The following is a 17,640-nucleotide window of genomic DNA, read 5'->3' as shown; positions in this document are numbered from 1 at the left end:
CCGGTGTTGATATGGAGATAGCCGAAATCTGGTCTGTAAGAAACTGCCAGTTATCGTCTATTTGATCAGTCCAGTTCGGCGACGGCCTGTGCGAGAAGCCTGCAGCCGCGCTCGATCTGTGACACCTCCAGTGCCGAATAGCCCATGACGAGGCCGATTGTCTTCCGCGGTCGGCGAAGTCCGACGAACAGTGCCGAGACGGGATAGATGCCGAGGCCCTTTGCCTGGGCTGCCTTGATCAATGCGTCCTCTCGCTTCTGCGGCAGGTTGTCGAACCACGCCACGATGTGCAGGCCGGCGGCCGTGCCCTCGATCCGGACGCGATCCCCGAACCGGCGGCGAAGCGCGTCGAGCAGCGTGCGCTGGCGTTCGGCGTTGCGCCGGCGCACGCGTCTGATGTGGCCGTCATAGGCGCCGCTTTCCAGCATCGACGCGAGTGCGTCCTGTTCGATCAGCGGTGTGTGCCGGTCCATGATCTGCTTGGCGGCGGCGAACAGGGATCGCAGGGCGGCGGGCACCACCAGATAGCCGATCCGCAAGGTCGGGGAGAGCGTCTTGGAGACGGTGCCGAGATAGATCACGTTGCCGCCGCCTTCCAGCGCGTGCAGGGGCGGAATCGGCTTGGTATCGTAGCGATACTCGCTGTCGTAATCGTCCTCGATCACGTAGGCGTCGTTTGCCCTGGCCCAGGCGAGCAATTGGTGCCGGCGTCCGATCGGCATGACGCCGCCGAGCGGATATTGGTGCGAGGGCGTGACATAGGCGAGGCGGGCTTCGACGCCATCGAGCCGCGCTGTCTCCAGTCCATCCGCGTCGACGGGAATCGGGATCGTCTCCGCGCCCGTCGCCGCGAAAGTATGCCGCGCCATCTGGTAGCCGGGATCCTCCATCACGAAGCGGTCGCCGGCATCGAGCAGCAGGCGCGCGCAGATGTCGAGGCCCTGCTGCGAGCCGTTGACGACAACGATCTGATCGACCTCGCAGCGGACGCTGCGCGACCGCCAGAGATAGCCTTGGAGCGCGGTCCGCAGCCGCAGCGCGCCGCAGGGATCGTCATAGGCCAGCCGCTCGGGCTTGCGGGCCATCGCGGCAGTCACGGCCTTCTTCCAGGCCACTACCGGGAAATCCGACGGCGCGAGCTCGCCATAGCGGAAGTTCGCGACAAGCCCGCGCGGCGGCTCGGTCCAGCGCGGCGGGTCTTGAAGCAACCGGTCCCCGAAGGCCGACAGCCGCACCTTCCGCGCCGGCGGGCGCGACAGTACGCGCGTGTGTCCCCGTTCGACGACGGCGCGACCCACCCGCGGTCGCGCGCCATGGCGTGTCTCGATGAAGCCTTCGGCGGCGAGCTGTTCGTAGGCGATCGTGACGGTCGAGCGTGCCACGCCCATCTCGCCGGCCAGGGCGCGGGAGGACGGCAGCAAGCCGTCGATCCCGAACACCCGCGCCATGATCTGATCCCGCAGGGCTTCGTAGATCTGGCGCGCGCCCATGCGGTCGGCACGGGGAGCGGGTTTGGTCTTCATCTGGATCATCCACATTCCAAGCCGGCATTCGCCCGAGCGGGCGATGTCGGAATGTGGTTCTAATCCCGTTCGCCGAGAGTTTCGACGTAAGCCTTGCCGTAGGGATGAAAATGCTCCTTGCGGCCCTGGTCCCACAGGGCCCTGAGGCCGGGCGCCGTAATGTCCCAATCCGGCCGGCACTTCATGCCGACTGCCCTGAGGTCCTGGCGGAGTTCTTCGACGGTTGGACGGCCGAAGAACCAGTAGCCGTTGTAGATCTTGTGAACCACGAGACCGGGCTCGAGCACGATCACGTGCGGAATCATCGGATTGTGGACGGGATCGGTGTATTCGGCGATGTCGAGATCCTTCTGAACGAGGCGTCGCGGATCCGAGAGGAAGGGCCAGTGCGCTCCGACGCCGCTGCGATATTCGCTGGTCTGGGTGATGTTGTCGGTCGTGATCGTGACCATCCGGCAATAGCCCACCTCCATCTCGCGATGGAGTTGCAGCAAGCCTTCGGCTTGGCGACGATCCTTCGGACAGAATCCGCCGCGGCCGAGCACGAGCACCATCGGATCGCCCGCCTGCAGCTCGGAGAGCTTTCGATGCTTGCCGGTGTGGTCGCTGAGTTCGTAATCCGGGAAGGTTACTCCCGGCATGATGTCAGGTCGCATTACGCTCTCCCGGTTTTACAGATCAATCACGACGTCGTTTCGGGGCCGTGAGCAGCAGATCAGGACATTGCCGTCCGCCGGCGGATCGAGCGGATCCGGCGCATAGTCGACCGTCCCCGCGATCAATCCGCTCTCGCAATTGTGGCAGACGCCGGTCCGGCACGACCAGCGCACGGGGACGTCGCACGCCTCGGCCAATTCCAGCAGGCTGGCGTAGGCCGGTGCCCAGCACACGTTGAGGCCACTGCGGGCGAACGAAACCATCGGGCCGGGGCCGGGTGCGCCGACCGGCGAGTGCGCTCGCTTCTGCGGGGAGGGCGCTATGCCGGGCGTCAAGGATGGTCCGGCGCCGAACAATTCGGTGTGGACGCGATCCGGTGCGATACCCAACGTGGTGAGGCCAGCTTTCAGATCGCTCATGAAAGCTGCCGGTCCGCACAGATAGAAATCGCCGTCACGCGGCACGCTCAGAGTCTGGAGCAGGCGTGCGTCGAGATGTCCGACTGTATCGAACTCCACGTTGAGACGATCGTCCGGGTCAGGCGCGCTGTAGCAGATATGGCTATGGTGACGAGAGAGCCCACCTAGCAACTCGCGCGCCTCGGCGGCGAACGCATGTTCGCGGCCGTTGCGGGTGCCGTGCAGCCACCAGACGTCGCGAGTCGTCGCTTCCGCGGCGAGCGCGTGGAGCATCGCGAGCACCGGGGTGACGCCGATACCGGCGCTCAGCAGGACGACGGGCCGGGTGCCCGGTCGTAGCGTGAAACTGCCGCGTGGTGCACCGAGCTGCACGGCAGCGCCGTCCACCAGCTCGTCGGCAATGTAACGGCTGGCGGCGCCGTGCGCTTCGCGCTTGATGCTGACGCGATAGGACGCGGCATCGGCGCCGCTCGAGAGCGAATAGCTGCGCGTCATTGCCTGCGCAGTGGAAGGTTCGAGCCTGATGACGACGAACTGACCGGGCAGAGCGACCGCCACCGGATGTCCGTCGACGGGTTCGAGAATCAGCGACGTCACGTTGCCGCTTTCCGCGATCTTGCGCGCCACGCGAAAGGAGCGGAACCCGCGCCAGGCCGGAGGAGGGCTCGCCGCCGGCCCAAGCCCGGCGTTTCCCGCGGCCTTGTTATCCTTCTGCTGCTCGAGCAGCGCCTCGAATGAACGGTGCCACCCGCGGCTCAGCGCGGGAATCCGCAGCGCACGCTCCAGGCCTTCGCGCGGATGCGGCGGCAGGTAAAGCAGCGCATTGATCTCGAACACGCTCATGCGCTCGGGTCCCGCGGCGATCTGTGTGATCTCGTCACCGGCTTCGACGTCGCCTTCCTCGATCACCCGGAAATAGAATCCGGGCCGCCCGTGCCTGACGAGCAGCGCAGCCATGTCCGGCTCGTCCATGCGAATGCCGAGCCGGTAGCAGGTGACGCGCGGCTGGGTCACTTCGAACACCGCGGAGCCGATCCTGTAGCGGTCTCCGATGCACACGCCGGTGTCGGCGAGGCTCTCGACCGTAAAGTTCTCGCCGAACTGGCCATGAACGAGGTTCGATCGACCCAGGTGCTCCTGCCAGTACCGATAGGATTCGTCCTGATAGACGAATACGGCACGATGTTCGCCGCCATGTCCGGCCGTGTCGCCCTGGCCGTCGCCATCGATGTTGAGCCGGCGCACCCTGCGCGGGCCTGTGACCTGCGCCTTCCAGATGCCGGTGTGGACGGTCCGGCCCTGCCAGGCGATGTCGCGCGGCAGGCCGACATTGACCGAAAGCAGACGTGTCATTGTGTGTTCCCGATCTGACTGCGCGGTTCTGCCATCATCCTTGCATCCGGATCGGGTTTTTGGCTCGTTAGTCGTTGTTAGACGTTGCGAGCAAGCCTTGCTACCGGCGGCCCTCAGGCCAATCTGAGATGGCGTAACGAAAAACGCAGTCGGGACAACGGGAGATCACGATGAATGATCAGGGCAAGCTGGCCGCGCTCCAGCGCCATTGGGACGCTTCGGACGCGAACGATTTCGAGGCCGAGCACGACATCTATCGCGAGGACGCGGTGCTCGACTATCCGCAATCCGGCGAGCGCATCCGTGGTCGCAGAAATATCCAGCAGAGCCGGTTCGTGCAGCCGAACAAGAAGCGCTTCACGGTTCGGCGCATCGTCGGCGGCAACGATCTCTGGGTGAGCGAATTCGTGCTGACCTATGACGGGGTGCCGTCTTACGTCGTGAGCATCATGGAATTCCGCGACGGCCTGGTGGCGCACGAGACGCAGTATTTCGGCGACAGGTTCGAGCCGTCGCCCTCGCGGGCGCATCTTGTCGAGCGGGCGGGGTAACACCGGCTCGGTCGCAACACGGAACCCGATGCGGCGGCTGGTCGCAGTCGCGTCGCCTTGATTCCGACAGTCCCATCTTTATGTGTGGAAGGAACAAGAATCCGGGCCCCTCTGGCGAGGACGCCGACGCTGTCGGCAAACCTCGTGATGTCGGATGACCTGTCCCGCGCGAATGCGATGGATCGGCCGATCGTCGGGCCTTCTTGATAGTCTCTCCGACCCAATCGTCCCCATCGCAGCTCCGTGCGGTATTTCGCAAGATAAGGGAGCAACGATGTCCGACGCCAAGCATTCAAATCCGATCGAAATCGAGATCACCGAGCCGTCGAGCCTGAACGAGCAGGCGGCGGTGGCGCTGGTGATCGTCGGCGCGCTGGTTGCCGTCGCCGACCGGCAAGTTTCGTCGGTCGAACGCGACGAGGTGGTCCGTTTCATCCGGGATCGCAAGCTGGCACCGCACATCTCGGACGACCGGCTCTACGCGATGTTCGACGAGCTTGCCGAACGACTCGAGGAACCGGATTTCGCCAATGTGGTGATCGAGAATTTGCGTCCGGTTTCGGACCTGCCGCTGTCGGCTCATTTGATGGAGCTGTCGGAGCGCGTCGCGGCCGCGGACGAGGACGTGCATCCCCACGAAGTGCAGGCGATCAACCTGTTGCGCCTGCTGACGCTGGTGCTGCCCCGCGCAAAGCAGGTGACACCGGATGCAGTGCGCGCCGAACAGCGCATCGCCGCCGAGGAGTAAGCATGAGCGTAGTTTCGGACGAGGATAAGACAGGGACTGCGGGCGCCACCGGCCAGATGGCCGGCGGCGACCCGCGCCTCGACAAGCTTGTCCGTCGCCTGCCGCCGCGCATGGGCGACACCGTCACCTATCTGCTCAAGCCGTCCAGCCGCTGGGTGAGAATCCCTTCGGGCGCGCTGCTGATTGTCGGTGGCGTACTCTCGTTCCTGCCGGTGCTCGGCGTCTGGATGCTCCCGCTCGGCCTCGCTTTGCTCGCTGAAGACGTGCCCGCGCTGCGATCCTCGCGCGGCAAGGTTCTGGATTGGGTCGAGCGGAAGAAGCCGCAATGGCTCGATCCGTCCGCACCGAAAAATGACCAATCATGACTGAATTCATCACCACCGAAGCGCTGACTGCGCTGTTTCAGGTCGTCCTGATCGACCTCGTGCTCGCAGGCGACAACGCCGTCGTCATCGGCCTTGCCGCAGCCGGCCTGCCGGCCGAGCAGCGCCGGCGCGCCATCGTCGTCGGCATCATCGCCGCCACCGCCTTGCGCATCGTCTTTGCCGGCGTCGCGACCCAGCTTCTGCAGGTGATCGGCCTCTTGCTCGCCGGCGGCGTGCTGCTGCTCTGGGTCTGCTGGAAGATGTGGCGGGAGCTGCGCGAGCAGTCCGCGCACGCGAACGAGCTCGCGTTCAGCCATGGCAGCAGCAGCGCTGCGCCTGACTCCCAAAAGACTTTCAGACAGGCGGCGGTGCAGATCGTCGCCGCCGACGTCTCGATGTCGCTCGACAACGTGCTCGCGGTCGCGGGCGCTGCGCGCGAGCATCCCTACATCCTCGCCTTCGGCCTGCTGTTGTCGGTCGCGCTGATGGGCGTCGCCGCCGATTTGCTCGGCCGCGTGCTCCAGAAGCAGCGCTGGATCGGCTATGTCGGCCTCGCCATCATCGTTTACGTCGCCTTCGAGATGATCTATCGCGGATCGCTCGAGCTCGCGCCTGTGATCGCGAGTCTCTGAGGCAACGCGCCTGTCCATCATCCGGAGTGATCAATGACGTCCGAATCCAAAGCACCTTCGGCGGTTTCCGTGCGGGCACCGCAAATCGGCCCGTTTGCCCAACTCATCTTTGGCTCGCGTTGGCTGCAGGTCCCGCTTTATGTCGGCCTGATCGTCGCGCAGGCTGTCTATGTGCTCTTGTTCCTGAAGGAGCTCTGGCACCTGGTCGTGCACTCGTTCGACGCCAGCGAGCAGCAGATCATGCTGGTCGTGCTCGGGCTGATCGACGTCGTGATGATCTCGAATCTGCTGGTGATGGTGATCGTCGGCGGTTACGAGACCTTCGTCTCGCGCCTGAACCTCAGCGGTCATCCGGACGAGCCGGAATGGCTCAGCCACGTCAACGCCAGCGTGCTCAAGATCAAGCTTGCGATGGCGATCATCGGCATCTCCTCGATCTCGCTGCTCAGGACCTTCATCGAGGCGGGCAATCTCGGCACGACGCGCAGCAATTTCACCGAGAGCGGCGTGATGTGGCAGGTGCTGATCCATCTGACCTTCATCATCTCCGCGATCGGCATCGCCTGGGTCGACCGCCTCAGCGAGGGGGGCCAGCGCAAGGGAGCCGGCCACGGCTGAGCGTGACAGACGCGGCCGCTCAAACGCCGAAGGCTGCGCTCAGGGACGCCGGCTCTGCGCCAGCGTCTCGGAGGGTGCCTCGCCGAACGCCAATCTGTAGCCGCGCGAGAACTCACCAAGATGCCAGAAGCCGTTGCCGAGCGCTGCGGCCTTGACGCTCATGCCGCCGCCTCCGACCATGAGCTGGATGCGGGCGGACCACAGCCGCTTGAGGCGTAGATAGTGGTGCAGGCTGACGCCGTGCACCGCGTGCGCGGCGGTCTGGAGCGTACGCACGGATACGCCGAGCGCAGAGGCCAGGTCGTCACTGTAGAGTGCCTTGCTGCCGGACCACATCACCATTTCGTCGAGGCGCGCGATCAGCTTGCGGTGCTTGGCGAACGATCCGCGTCGCGCGGTCAGCCCGCCGGCCGGCGCTATGGCGTCGTCGAGGCAGGCGAGCAGCGTCTCCTGGATGGGTCGGTTGAGCGCCTCGAATTGGCGGGGATCGTTGCACGCCGAGGCGAGTGAGAACATCTCCAGGATAGCGGCGCGCAATCGCACCATCGGATGGTCCTGTGCGCGAACATATGCGAGGCCCGTGTCGAAATCCGTCCAGCCGCGATGACGCATGTCCGAGTTGAAGCGCAGCATCAGGTAAGTGTTGGGATGATGCTCGATCGCGTCGACGGGGGCTTTGCCGCGCATGATGGCAATGGTCGAATTGTCGACCTCGCGGCCGTTGGAGGTGGAGTGAAACGTGAGGGGGACAACGAGGCCGACACCATTGTCCGTGCCGATCTCGGCCTCAAACCGCCGTGCAAAGGAGCGCTGGAGCACGAACAGACCATCCTGGAGCGGCAGGATGGCGCGAGATAGCGAGAATTCGCGCGGGCGGAGCGGCGTGCTGATGCCGAGGCCGAGCACCTCGTTGGCGCGAAACTCGGCGAAATCCGAGAAGCGCTCGATGCCGAGGACTCGCGAAGGCTTCAGCCGACATAGCGGCATTTCGGGATCCTGGCGTGAGGGATGAGCCGCAAAATACAAACGGTATCAGATGGTCGTCCATCGGCCCTATCCCGGGAAACTACTGCGACGCTTGATCACGCAACTTGCGGGTAGGCCGCGTTTTCCTGCCGCTCGCGCTCGCCCAGTTCGCGCACCAGCTCCTGGAGGAAGGATTCCGTGTGGGCGGGCAGGGTGCGCTCGGCGCGAACGTAGATGCCGAGATCTGACCACACCGGACTCCCGGCCTTGTCGAGCGGCAGGAAGACGAGCTGGCTATCGCGCGACAGCCTGCTGATACCGAGCTGGGTCTGGAAGGCGACGCCGACGCCGCGCGCGGCGAGCTCGCGCATCAGGTCGATCGAGTTGGCCTGGATGGCAGGCTCCGGCGTCTCGGAGAGCTGCGCGATCAGCGGCTGGAGCAGATGATAGATCGACAGCTCCGGCAGCGCGTGGATGACGGGAAAGGCGAGACATTGGGTTAGCGTGACCGTCTTGCCGCGCGCCAGCGGATGCTCGCGCGCGACGACCGCGCCGAGGCGAAATCGTTTCAGGGCGACCTGGCGCAGGTCCGGCGGATGGCGCAGCGCCATGGCGATGCCGATGTCGGCCTCGCCGCGGCTCAGGGCCTCCAGCACATCCGACGATCCCTTCACCTCGGTGGTGAAGCTGACGCGCCGGGCGCGGCCACGATGGGAGGCGATCAGGTCCGGCAGCACCGACTCCGTGAGCGACTCGATGCAGGCAATGCTGACGGTGCCGTGCCACGTCCCCGACAGGGACGCGACGTCCGAGCGGAAGCGGTCGAGGTCCTGGAGCACGTTCATGACGTGCCGGGCCAACATCTCGCCGACCGTCGTCAGCGTCAGGCCGCGCGCATTGCGCTCGAACAAGGGTGACCCAACCTCTTGTTCAAGCTTGAGAATCTGGCGGCTTACGGCCGACGAGGCAACGTTCAGCAAACGCGCCGCGGCCCGAATCGAACCGGTGCGGCGCACGGCGTGGAAGTACTGGATGGCCGGTGAGTGAAAGCGCATGGGACCCCCGGCCGGACTATAGCTGTTGCCGAAACGGCATCAACATGCACGAAATTCTGTGCTTTTCGAGCGCGTTCCTCCCACCTAGGTTCCCGCCCGGCTCGGCCGGTCCCGCGGACCGTCATGCCATGCGCAACGAGGCGCCAGGGGATCCAGGGTGGACGAGAACATTGTTTGCGAGGTCGCGCCGGATAGGCGTCTGGTCGATCGCCGTCGCGCGGCGGCCTATGTCGGCGTGACCGCCGGACGCTTCGAGCAGCTGGTGCGCGACAGCGTCGTGCCACCGCCTGTCATGGTGGACAACAAGCGGCGCTGGCCGCTCGCGTTGCTCGACGTGGCGAAGGACGCGGTTGTCAGCAGCAGCATGCCGTGCCCGCCGCAGGTGACGGTCGAGATTGCGCAGGACGCACGCCCCTGCGAACGGACCCCGGCACCGGCCTCGCACGAACTGCCGGACCAGGCTTGGTTCGAGCAGCGCGCGCGGTTCGTTCAGCGCGTGCGCCGGTCGCTGCTGTCGGGCAACGAGATACGTCTCTTGCGCGAGTTCAAACTGCTCAGGCAGAACCAGCTCAGCATGTTCGGCTATTACGGCAGCTTCGAAGCGCTGATGGTGCGCGGCTACATCGTCGAGCTCGCGCGAAAGCCGCCGTCGAGCCGTCCGCTGGTGACGTATCGCCTGACCGCGCAGGGCGAGCAGGTTCTGTCGGCGCTGAAGGACGAGCCGCCGATCTGACCGGCGCGGACAAGGCGACGGCATCCTTCGGCATCATCGCACGGCGTGCATCTCCAGAAACGCTTTCACGCCGGTGACGGTGCCGGTGTCCGACGGCACATAACCCGGCAGGGTGGCGACGACCGCGCGAAAATCGGCGCTGCGGATGATCTCCAGGATGCGCTGCATCGGCCCGGTGTCCAGGAACGCGCGCTTGCAGACGAAGAAATAATCCTCGGTCAGGAGCCGGATGAAATCGAGGCCGAAATGGCGCGCAGCCGCCTCGACGCCAAAACTCGCATCCGCCATGCCGCTCGCGACATAAGCCGCGACCGCGGCGTGGGTGAATTCGATCTGCTGCGCGCCGTTGATGCGGCTCTCGTCAATTCCGCTTGCCGCGAGCAGTTGGTCGAACAGCAGGCGCGTGCCGGAATCATGATCGCGGTTGACGAAGCGGACTTTTGGTCCGGTGAGATCATCAAGCGAAGCGATGCGCAGCGGATTGCCGCGCGCGACCATCAATCCCATTTCGCGTGTGACGAAGCTGATAATTCGATCCTCGCGCGGATCGAGCCATTCGCGCGCAGCCTTGATGCCCTGGGCGCGCAGGGCGCCGTGCGGTAGGTGCAGGCCGGAGAGATCGCAGGCGCCCTGCGCCAGCGAGACCAGCGAATGCTGGTTGCTGACATAGCGCAGATCGACGCCGATGCCCGGCTCGCGGTCGAGGAATTCGCGCAGTTTTGCGACCGCAAAGCCGTGGCTGGCATGCACGCGGATCACCGACGGCCGCTGCTCGAGGAACGGTTTGATCTCGCTCGCCAGTTCCTGCGCCAGATTCTCGAGCTGAGGTCCCAGCCGAGCCTGCATGCGCTCGCCCGCCCACACCAGCCGCTCGCCGAAGGGCGTGAGTTTCGAACCTTTGCCGCGCTGCGTTTCCACGAGCGGCGTGCCTAAGAACTCCGACCATTGCTCGATCAGATTCCAGACATGGCGATAGGAGAGGTGCGCGTCCTTGGCCGCGCTGGTGATCTTCCCCGTTCTCCTGATCTCGTTGAGGACACCGAGCATGATGATGGCGGTGCGCGGATTGCCCTCGCGCCGAAACCGCCATAAGGCCTCGATCTCGATCTGAAGCATTAGTCTTCCTTATGAATTGTACTTCATATGCTGGCCGTCCACTCGCAATTCATATCATATTTACTCCGGTCTCTGTGCGCCTAGTCTGGCATACCAGAACTGGAGAAATATGATGTCTGTTGCATATGATTTTGCACACTCGCCGGCCACCGAGTTCATGTCCCGGCCACAGCATCTGCTGATCGACGGCCGCCGCGTCCCCGCAAGCTCCGGGCGCACCTTCAAGTCGCTCAGCCCGGCCACTGGGCAGGTCATCGCCGTCGTCGCCGAAGGCAACGAGGCCGATGTGGAGCATGCGGTCGCCGCCGCGCGCCGGGCTTTCGAAGGCCCATGGCGCACGATGCGGGCGTCCGAGCGCGGCCAGATCCTGCTGCGCTGGGCTGACCTGCTCAAGGCTCACGCAGAGGAGATCATCGAGCTCGAGTCGATCGATGCGGGCAAGCCGATCGCCGCGACATCGCGGCAGGATTTTCCGGCCGCCGTCGACACGCTGATTTACTACGCCGGTTGGGCCGACAAGATCAGCGGCGACGTCGTGCCCGTGCGCGATGATGCCCTGACCTACACCGTGCGCGAGCCGGTCGGCGTGGTCGCCGCGATCGTGCCGTGGAATTTCCCGCTGATGATCGGGATGTGGAAGCTCGCGCCGGCGCTGGCCTGCGGCTGCGCCATCGTGATGAAGCCGGCCGAGCTGACCTCGCTGTCGGCGCTGCGCATCGCCGAGCTCGCGCTCGAAGCCGGCCTGCCGGCGGGCGTCTTCAACGTCGTCACTGGCCCCGGCCGGGTCGTCGGCGACGCACTGGTCAATCACCCTGACGTGGACAAGGTCACCTTCACCGGGTCTCCCGGTGTCGGGCGGGGAATCATGAAGGGCGCCGCTAGCAACTTCAAGCGCGTCTCGCTGGAGCTGGGCGGCAAGTCGGCCAACGTCATTTTCGACGATGCCGATCTCGAAGCCGCATCGAAAGCTGCGGCTTCCGGCATCTTCTTCAATGCGGGCCAGGTCTGCTCCGCCGGCTCGCGCGTGCTGGTGCAGGAGAAGGCCTATGACGAGGTCGTCGAGCGACTGGCGGCGCGCGCGAAGTCGCTGAGGATCGGCGACCCGCTCGACCGCAAGACGACGCTCGGTCCCGTGATCTCAGAGAAGCAGATGAAGTCGATCCTCGACTATGTCGAGATCGGCCGGAAGGAGGGCGCGACCCTCGTCACCGGTGGCGAAAAGGTCGGCGATCGCGGCTACTTCGTCAGCCCCGCGGTGTTCGCGAATGTCGCGCACGAGATGCGGATATCGCAGGAGGAGATCTTTGGTCCCGTCGTCAGCGTCATCAAGTTCAAGGATGAAGCCGATGCTTTGCGGATTGCCAACGGCACGGCCTACAGCCTCGCCGCCGGGGTCTGGAGTCGCGACATCGGCAAGCTGCAGCGCTTCGCCAAGCGGGCGCGCGCGGGCACGGTCTGGATGAACACCTATGGCTATACCGACGTGCGTCTGCCCTGGGGCGGCGAGCGCGACTCCGGCCTCGGCCGCGAGCACGGCACCGCCGCGCTCGACAATTTCACCGAGCCCAAGGCTGTCTGGATGAATTTGGCCGTCTGATACCTCCCGAGCGACCAAACCCGGAGCCCGCCAGATCACCCGGTCGGCGGGCTCTTTTTTCGAGATCGATAAAATTGTCTGCATTCCGCTCAGCTGCGGCAAACCCTGCGGACAAGAACTGTGCGGCCTTAAACCCCGGCTTTGGAACCGGCGTGCATCCTGCCTGCAACAGGGTGGGGCATCAGCATGTCAGTTCTCAGGGAGGTCGTCGTCGCGGTCGCGGGAGTCTACGCACTTCTGTTCGCGTGCGACGCAATGTTCGGGATCGGCGAGGCGCGCTTCGACGAAGCCTATTACAGCGCCAGCTTCTACGCGCCGCGGCCGATGGAGTTTCGTTTCGCCGGCGATACGCCGCCGGCCGTCCGCGTCAGCGAGGCGTTTGCGCAATTCGCGCCGGGCGAAGTCAAGCTGAACAAGCGCTACTCGTCGCTGACGACGATCATTCGCTAGGGCGCACACTCATCGTTCCGACTGCAAACCCGGCGGTTCGCGCCGAGGCCGCGGTGGCCCGCGTGCGCCGGACTCCGCGCCACATCGCCGACGCGACGGGCCGTGAATAGCAATCGGTCAACTGCTTCCTCAATCCTCCCAACCCGCTTTCCGAAGGCCGTCCAGCATGAGGGCGTGATCTTCTGGCCGAAACCACGGTGGCCGCTGACGGACCTGAAACTCGAAGGATGCCGATGAAATTGCGATTGCTTTCTGCAGCGCATCGTCGGCTTCAGCAGTTCGACCGAGTTGGCCGAGAGCTGCCGCAAGCCAGCGGTAGGGGGAGGGAAAATCGGGAAATGTTCGGATCGCGTGCTCCGCCGCCTCGACCGTGGCCGTGTAGTCCCGGCAAAAATAGTGAGCCAATGCGACCTGGTTCAAGCGATTGACCAGCGATGGGTCACGAGGGTCCAGCCGAATGCACGTCTCGAGGGCGACGAGCCCCTCTTTCGGACAGCCGGAATACGCGAGAATGACGCCCAGCGCTCCGTGAGCTGGTGCCAGATTCGGGCAGAGTGCCAGCGCACGCTCGGCCTGCGCACGTGCTCCGCCGTGATCGCCCCGAGCGTTGAGCGCCAGCGCCAGGCGTGAATGGGCGTCCGCGTTGCCACGATCGAGAGCGACCGCGCGTCGCGCCAATTCTTCCTCCTCGACTTGCGTTCCTTTCGACCGACTGAGCACGGTGGAGAGCCCGATATATCCGGGCGCGAACATGGGATCGAGATCAATGGCGCGCTGAAAGAATTCTCCGGCAAGTGCATCGTCCTCGGTGCTCGCCTTGCCCAGATGCCACATTCCACGCTGGTAGGCACCCCAGGCATCAAGACTTGCGGGCGGCTTGCGCATGGCCCGCTGTTGCTCGGCGCCGGCAATGACCGGCGCGATGGCAATGGTCGTGGACTGCGCGATGTCATCCTGGACGGAGAAGATGTCGGCTATATCGCGGTCGTAGCGTTCCGCCCAGACATGGTTGCCTGTCTCTGCTTCGACAAGCTGCGCGGTGACACGGACGCGGTTGCCGGATTTTCGCAGGCCGCCCTCAAGCACATAGCGAACGCCCAGTTCGCGCCCGACCTGTTTCACGTCTGCCGCGCGTCCCTTGAAGGAAAACGACGAATTGCGGGCGATGACGAACAGTGAGGAATATCGCGACAACGCCGTGATGACGTCCTCCGCTATTCCGTCGGCGAAGAACTCCTGGTCCGGATCGGAACTCATGTTCTGGAACGGCAGCACTACGATGGATGGCTTGTCCGGAAGCGCCAGCGGTCGCGCAGTTTCAGGCGTTTGTCGCGGCTTTGATGATGCTGCAGATGAATTCGCATCCACAAGGAGGCGCCATGCATGCATCGGTTCGGCGATATTCTTGAGTGCTTGCAGACCCATATCGTCGTAGGCGACGTCTACCTTGCCACGAATCTGCCGACGAGCATCGTCGGAGATACAGATGCCGCCGGGGTCGGCTATCCCCTCAAGGCGCGCGGCGATGTTGACGCCATCGCCGAAGATGTCGTTGTCATCAAGGATGATATCGCCGATGTGGATGCCGATCCGGAAATCGATCCTCATTGCCGGGGAGACGTCGGCGTTCTGCGCCGCCATTCCGCGCTGGAGTTCGACCGCACTGCGCGCCGCGTCCACCGCACTCGCAAACTCGACCAGCATGCCGTCGCCGGTTGTCTTGACGATGCGGCCGCGATGCGCAGCGATCGTGGGATCGACAACGATCTTTCGAGCTGCCTTCAGCCGGGCCAGCGTGCCTTCCTCGTCAGCGCCCATGAGACGGCTGTAGCCGGCGACATCCGCAGCCAATACTGCTACAAGTCGTCGTTCTACGCGCTCGCCGGTCAAATTGGTCTCAACAAAATGGCCTCTAAAATATGATATTTGGCCCAGCGCATCAAAGCACGCAGAGCTGCTTCAGGCCAGCACCGACATTCGTCCGAGATCTATTCTCACTCCCCCTGGATCCATTCCGCGACGCCGCGCCACAATGTGTCGCGGTGGTCGGGGCGGAAGAAGCCGAAATGGCCGATCGCCTTGGCGCCGACGTCGGACGGCTTCACGTTGAGCACCTCAGGCTTGATCGCGGTGAATCCGCTCGCAAGCAGCTCGACCGCGGGCCGCGTCGCCCAGGGATCGTCGGAGAAGCAGAGTGTGCGCAACTCGCCCTTGAACTTCGCGAAGTTCTCCAGGGCCGGCAGCTTTGAATCGAAGAGATAACGGGGGCTCGAGACCCACTCGGCCCATTGCAGGAAGACGCCCTTGGGCAAATCCTCGCCGATGCCGGCCCAGCCCGGCGCATAAACCGAGCGCGTGGACGAGCGGCACGCCGACAAAATTCATGAAGGCGAAGACGCGATATTTTTCCGGCGATGTCATCAACCGCCAGGTCGCGGCCTGCGAGGCCACGAACGCGGCGCGCGAAATCTCCTTGTTGTTGGCGATCAGCCCGAGCGCCTGGCCGCCGAAGGAGTGGCCGACATAGGCCAAGGGCAGGGTATTGTAGCGCTGGCGCATCCAGTGCACCGCGGCGGTGACGTCGAGCGCGGCCCAGTCCGACATCGAGGCCTTGAAGCCGACCAGCGATTTCGGCTGGTTGTAGCCGACCATCGCCGGCAGCCGGGAGTCGCCGATGCCCCGATAATCGTAGGTCAGGACCGCGCAGCCGCGATGGGCGAGATAGGAGGCAAAGCCGCGATAGATTTTTCGCGGGACGGCAGTCGCCGAATTGACCAAGACAGCATGACGTTTGGTGCCGCGCGGCAGGAATAGCGTGCCGGTCAGCGCATACCCGTCGGTGGCCGGGAAGCTGATCTCGTCGATGAAAACGTCGTCCAGTGCCACGTCCATGGGCCGAAGGTATCTTGCCAGTTTCCAAGCCGTTTCCCAGCAAATGCGAATTTGGCTTTCCCCGCAAGGCTTTGCAGTGCCAGACGGATTTACAACTGGCGGCCGGTGGCCAGCCTGTGTATAAGGCGACCCTCGCAACCCACAGATCAGGTTGTGCTTTTTGCTTCACGGAGAGATTGCGATGTCCGAGCGGTGGACGCCCGAGTCCTGGCGCAGCAAGCCGGTGCTACAGGTGCCCGATTATCCCGACGCCAAGGCCCTGGCCGACGTCGAGGCGCAGCTTGCAACCTTTCCGCCGCTGGTGTTCGCGGGCGAGGCGCGCAATCTGAAGAAGGCCTTAGCGCGGGTCGCGGCCGGAGAGGCCTTCCTGCTGCAGGGCGGCGACTGCGCCGAGAGCTTTGCCGAGCACGGTGCCAACAACATCCGCGACTTCTTTCGCGTGCTGCTCCAGATGGCGGTGGTACTGACCTATGCCGGCGCCGTCCCGGTGGTGAAGGTCGGGCGCGTCGCCGGCCAGTTCGCAAAACCCCGGTCCTCGCCGATGGAGAAGATCGACGGCGTCGAGCTGCCGAGCTATCGCGGCGACATCGTCAACGACATCGCCTTTACCAAGCAAGCGCGCGTCCCTGATCCGCAGCGCCAGCTGATGGCCTATCGCCAGTCGGCCGCGACGCTGAACCTGCTGCGTGCGTTCGCCACCGGCGGCTACGCCAATCTCGGCAGCGTGCATCAGTGGATGCTCGGCTTCCTCAAGGACAGCCCGCAGTCCCGCCGCTACAAGGAATTGGCCGACCGCATCTCCGATGCGCTCAATTTCATGCGCGCCTGCGGCCTCGATCTCGAGGCCCATCCCGAGCTGCGCGCCACCGATTTCTACACCAGCCACGAGGCCCTGCTGCTCGGCTACGAGCAGGCCATGACCCGCGTCGATTCCACCACCGGCGACTGGTACGCGACCTCGGGTCACATGATCTGGATCGGCGACCGCACCCGCCAACTCGACCACGGCCATATCGAATATTTCCGCGGCATCAAGAATCCGATCGGGCTCAAATGCGGCCCATCGCTCAAGCCCGACGAGCTGCTGAAGCTGATCGACGTGCTCAATCCCGACAACGAGCCGGGCCGGCTGACGCTGATCGGCCGCTTCGGCTCCGACAAGATCGGCGAGCACCTGCCGAACATGATCCGCGCCGTGAAGCGCGAGGGCAAAGTGGTGGTCTGGTCGTGCGATCCCATGCACGGCAACACCATCACCTCGACGTCGGGTTACAAGACGCGGCCCTTCGACCGCATCCTGTCCGAGGTGAAGTCGTTCTTCGCGATCCACGCCGCGGAAGGCACCCATGCCGGCGGTGTGCATCTGGAGATGACCGGCCAGGACGTCACCGAGTGCCTCGGCGGCGCCCGCGCGATCACCGACGAGGATCTCAACGACCGCTATCACACGGTCTGTGATCCCCGGCTCAACGCCGAGCAATCCATCGACATGGCTTTCCTGGTCGCGGAACTGCTCAAGCAGGAACGCGCCGGCAAGGTCAGGCCGATGCCGGCCGCAGCGGGGCTCTGAGACCTTGCTGCGGATCTGGAAGGCCACGATCAATTCCCGTAACGGTCTGGCCTTTGCGTTCCGCTCGGAGCAGGCCGTCCGCGAGGAGATCGTTGCGCTCCTCTTGTCGCTGCCCGTTGCCTGGTTCGTCGGCGCGACGGCGATGCGCGCGGTCGAGCTGATCTGCGCGGTCGCGTTCGTCCTGGTGGTCGAGCTCCTCAATACTTCAATCGAGAAGCTTGCCGACCGGCTGACCATGGATCACGACAAGCAGATCGGGCGGGTCAAGGACATGGGCTCGGCCGCGGTCGGTGTTGCGCTCCTGATGGCTGGCGCGTTCTGGATCATCGCCATCATCGAGCGATTGGGATTCCTCTAGAGCGCGCATCGCGCTCTAGACTGTTTTTTTGAGCATG

Annotated in this window: 17 protein-coding genes and 1 pseudogene; 10 read left to right on the top strand and 8 right to left on the bottom strand. The window is 64.5% G+C overall.

Annotation, left to right across the window (positions count from 1 at the left end):
• Window positions 1–65 precede the first annotated feature (65 nt).
• The 3 genes from pdxR to AC0L21_RS02740 are packed head-to-tail and all read right to left on the bottom strand — an operon-like array spanning window position 66 to window position 3,952.
• Complete coding sequence (pdxR, locus tag AC0L21_RS02750; RefSeq protein WP_473257771.1) at window positions 66–1,532, bottom strand: MocR-like pyridoxine biosynthesis transcription factor PdxR; 1,467 nt, start codon at window positions 1,530–1,532, stop codon at window positions 66–68.
• A 50-nt stretch (window positions 1,533–1,582) separates the two neighbouring features.
• The gene (locus AC0L21_RS02745) at window positions 1,583–2,179 is read right to left on the bottom strand and encodes a redoxin domain-containing protein (RefSeq protein ID WP_473257767.1); all 597 of its coding nucleotides are present in this window, start codon (window positions 2,177–2,179) and stop codon (window positions 1,583–1,585) included.
• Between the two features lie 15 nt (window positions 2,180–2,194).
• On the bottom strand, window positions 2,195–3,952 hold the full coding sequence (locus AC0L21_RS02740) for an MOSC domain-containing protein (protein WP_473257764.1): 1,758 nt from the start codon (window positions 3,950–3,952) through the stop codon (window positions 2,195–2,197).
• Between the two features lie 170 nt (window positions 3,953–4,122).
• Between AC0L21_RS02740 and AC0L21_RS02735 the strand changes: the two genes are divergently transcribed.
• The 5 genes from AC0L21_RS02735 (at window position 4,123) to AC0L21_RS02715 (ending at window position 6,866) form a co-directional block, all read left to right on the top strand.
• Window positions 4,123–4,503 carry a nuclear transport factor 2 family protein gene (locus tag AC0L21_RS02735; protein WP_473257762.1) on the top strand — a complete coding sequence of 127 codons (381 nt, stop codon included), beginning with the start codon at window positions 4,123–4,125 and terminating at the stop codon, window positions 4,501–4,503.
• A 274-nt stretch (window positions 4,504–4,777) separates the two neighbouring features.
• Entirely contained in the window at window positions 4,778–5,251 is a 474-nt protein-coding gene (locus tag AC0L21_RS02730) for a TerB family tellurite resistance protein (RefSeq protein ID WP_473257760.1), read from the top strand.
• 2 nt (window positions 5,252–5,253) lie between these two features.
• Window positions 5,254–5,616 (top strand): hypothetical protein, encoded by a 363-nt coding sequence (locus AC0L21_RS02725; RefSeq protein ID WP_473257755.1) that lies wholly within the window; start codon window positions 5,254–5,256, stop codon window positions 5,614–5,616.
• On the top strand, window positions 5,613–6,248 hold the full coding sequence (locus AC0L21_RS02720) for a TerC family protein (RefSeq protein ID WP_473257752.1): 636 nt from the start codon (window positions 5,613–5,615) through the stop codon (window positions 6,246–6,248). The genes AC0L21_RS02725 and AC0L21_RS02720 overlap by 4 nt, the downstream gene beginning before the upstream one ends.
• A gap of 33 nt (window positions 6,249–6,281) precedes the next feature.
• Complete coding sequence (locus AC0L21_RS02715; protein ID WP_473257748.1) at window positions 6,282–6,866, top strand: TIGR00645 family protein; 585 nt, start codon at window positions 6,282–6,284, stop codon at window positions 6,864–6,866.
• A gap of 39 nt (window positions 6,867–6,905) precedes the next feature.
• Here the strand turns inward: AC0L21_RS02715 and AC0L21_RS02710 are convergent, their stop codons facing one another.
• Entirely contained in the window at window positions 6,906–7,853 is a 948-nt protein-coding gene (locus AC0L21_RS02710) for a helix-turn-helix domain-containing protein (RefSeq protein WP_473257745.1), read from the bottom strand.
• 95 nt (window positions 7,854–7,948) lie between these two features.
• Complete coding sequence (locus AC0L21_RS02705) at window positions 7,949–8,887, bottom strand: LysR family transcriptional regulator (protein ID WP_473257743.1); 939 nt, start codon at window positions 8,885–8,887, stop codon at window positions 7,949–7,951.
• A gap of 157 nt (window positions 8,888–9,044) precedes the next feature.
• Between AC0L21_RS02705 and AC0L21_RS02700 the strand changes: the two genes are divergently transcribed.
• Window positions 9,045–9,620 (top strand): hypothetical protein, encoded by a 576-nt coding sequence (locus tag AC0L21_RS02700; RefSeq protein ID WP_473257740.1) that lies wholly within the window; start codon window positions 9,045–9,047, stop codon window positions 9,618–9,620.
• Between the two features lie 33 nt (window positions 9,621–9,653).
• Here the strand turns inward: AC0L21_RS02700 and AC0L21_RS02695 are convergent, their stop codons facing one another.
• Window positions 9,654–10,736, bottom strand: a complete 1,083-nt coding sequence (locus tag AC0L21_RS02695) for a substrate-binding domain-containing protein (protein ID WP_473257738.1) — start codon at window positions 10,734–10,736, stop codon at window positions 9,654–9,656.
• 112 nt (window positions 10,737–10,848) lie between these two features.
• Between AC0L21_RS02695 and AC0L21_RS02690 the strand changes: the two genes are divergently transcribed.
• Both AC0L21_RS02690 and AC0L21_RS02685 read left to right on the top strand, forming a co-directional pair.
• Window positions 10,849–12,333, top strand: coding sequence for an aldehyde dehydrogenase family protein (locus AC0L21_RS02690; RefSeq protein WP_473257736.1), 1,485 nt, complete (start codon window positions 10,849–10,851; stop codon window positions 12,331–12,333).
• A gap of 186 nt (window positions 12,334–12,519) precedes the next feature.
• Entirely contained in the window at window positions 12,520–12,783 is a 264-nt protein-coding gene (locus tag AC0L21_RS02685; RefSeq protein ID WP_473257734.1) for a hypothetical protein, read from the top strand.
• Window positions 12,784–12,912: 129 nt separating this feature from the next.
• On the opposite strand, the gene AC0L21_RS02680 is transcribed toward AC0L21_RS02685, so the two are convergent.
• Window positions 12,913–14,673 carry an adenylate/guanylate cyclase domain-containing protein gene (locus tag AC0L21_RS02680; RefSeq protein ID WP_473257732.1) on the bottom strand — a complete coding sequence of 587 codons (1,761 nt, stop codon included), beginning with the start codon at window positions 14,671–14,673 and terminating at the stop codon, window positions 12,913–12,915.
• Window positions 14,674–14,777: 104 nt separating this feature from the next.
• A pseudogene (locus AC0L21_RS02675) lies at window positions 14,778–15,675 on the bottom strand (alpha/beta hydrolase family protein).
• Between the two features lie 181 nt (window positions 15,676–15,856).
• Here AC0L21_RS02675 and AC0L21_RS02670 point away from each other — a divergent pair.
• Window positions 15,857–17,245, top strand: a complete 1,389-nt coding sequence (locus tag AC0L21_RS02670) for a class II 3-deoxy-7-phosphoheptulonate synthase (RefSeq protein WP_106943045.1) — start codon at window positions 15,857–15,859, stop codon at window positions 17,243–17,245.
• Between the two features lie 4 nt (window positions 17,246–17,249).
• Window positions 17,250–17,603 carry a diacylglycerol kinase gene (locus AC0L21_RS02665; RefSeq protein WP_473257728.1) on the top strand — a complete coding sequence of 118 codons (354 nt, stop codon included), beginning with the start codon at window positions 17,250–17,252 and terminating at the stop codon, window positions 17,601–17,603.
• Window positions 17,604–17,640: the final 37 nt, after the last annotated feature.

The sequence above is a fragment of the Bradyrhizobium sp. WSM4873 genome (genome assembly GCF_055811355.1).
The sequence above is the reverse complement of the archived record's forward strand: the minus strand, read 5'-3'. Positions and strand labels throughout refer to the sequence as shown.

What these genes read in the sequence shown, in the direction of transcription:
- AC0L21_RS02705 (WP_473257743.1), bottom strand. Translation starts at nt 8,887, where the DNA reads ATGCGCTTTCACTCACCGGCCATCCAGTACTTCCACGCCGTGCGCCGC.
- AC0L21_RS02690 (WP_473257736.1), top strand. Translation starts at nt 10,849, where the DNA reads ATGTCTGTTGCATATGATTTTGCACACTCGCCGGCCACCGAGTTCATG.
- AC0L21_RS02695 (WP_473257738.1), bottom strand. Translation starts at nt 10,736, where the DNA reads ATGCTTCAGATCGAGATCGAGGCCTTATGGCGGTTTCGGCGCGAGGGC.
- AC0L21_RS02740 (WP_473257764.1), bottom strand. Translation starts at nt 3,952, where the DNA reads ATGACACGTCTGCTTTCGGTCAATGTCGGCCTGCCGCGCGACATCGCC.
- AC0L21_RS02710 (WP_473257745.1), bottom strand. Translation starts at nt 7,853, where the DNA reads ATGCCGCTATGTCGGCTGAAGCCTTCGCGAGTCCTCGGCATCGAGCGC.
- AC0L21_RS02715 (WP_473257748.1), top strand. Translation starts at nt 6,282, where the DNA reads ATGACGTCCGAATCCAAAGCACCTTCGGCGGTTTCCGTGCGGGCACCG.
- AC0L21_RS02685 (WP_473257734.1), top strand. Translation starts at nt 12,520, where the DNA reads ATGTCAGTTCTCAGGGAGGTCGTCGTCGCGGTCGCGGGAGTCTACGCA.
- AC0L21_RS02720 (WP_473257752.1), top strand. Translation starts at nt 5,613, where the DNA reads ATGACTGAATTCATCACCACCGAAGCGCTGACTGCGCTGTTTCAGGTC.
- AC0L21_RS02670 (WP_106943045.1), top strand. Translation starts at nt 15,857, where the DNA reads ATGTCCGAGCGGTGGACGCCCGAGTCCTGGCGCAGCAAGCCGGTGCTA.
- AC0L21_RS02735 (WP_473257762.1), top strand. Translation starts at nt 4,123, where the DNA reads ATGAATGATCAGGGCAAGCTGGCCGCGCTCCAGCGCCATTGGGACGCT.
- pdxR (WP_473257771.1), bottom strand. Translation starts at nt 1,532, where the DNA reads ATGATCCAGATGAAGACCAAACCCGCTCCCCGTGCCGACCGCATGGGC.
- AC0L21_RS02730 (WP_473257760.1), top strand. Translation starts at nt 4,778, where the DNA reads ATGTCCGACGCCAAGCATTCAAATCCGATCGAAATCGAGATCACCGAG.
- AC0L21_RS02745 (WP_473257767.1), bottom strand. Translation starts at nt 2,179, where the DNA reads ATGCGACCTGACATCATGCCGGGAGTAACCTTCCCGGATTACGAACTC.
- AC0L21_RS02725 (WP_473257755.1), top strand. Translation starts at nt 5,254, where the DNA reads ATGAGCGTAGTTTCGGACGAGGATAAGACAGGGACTGCGGGCGCCACC.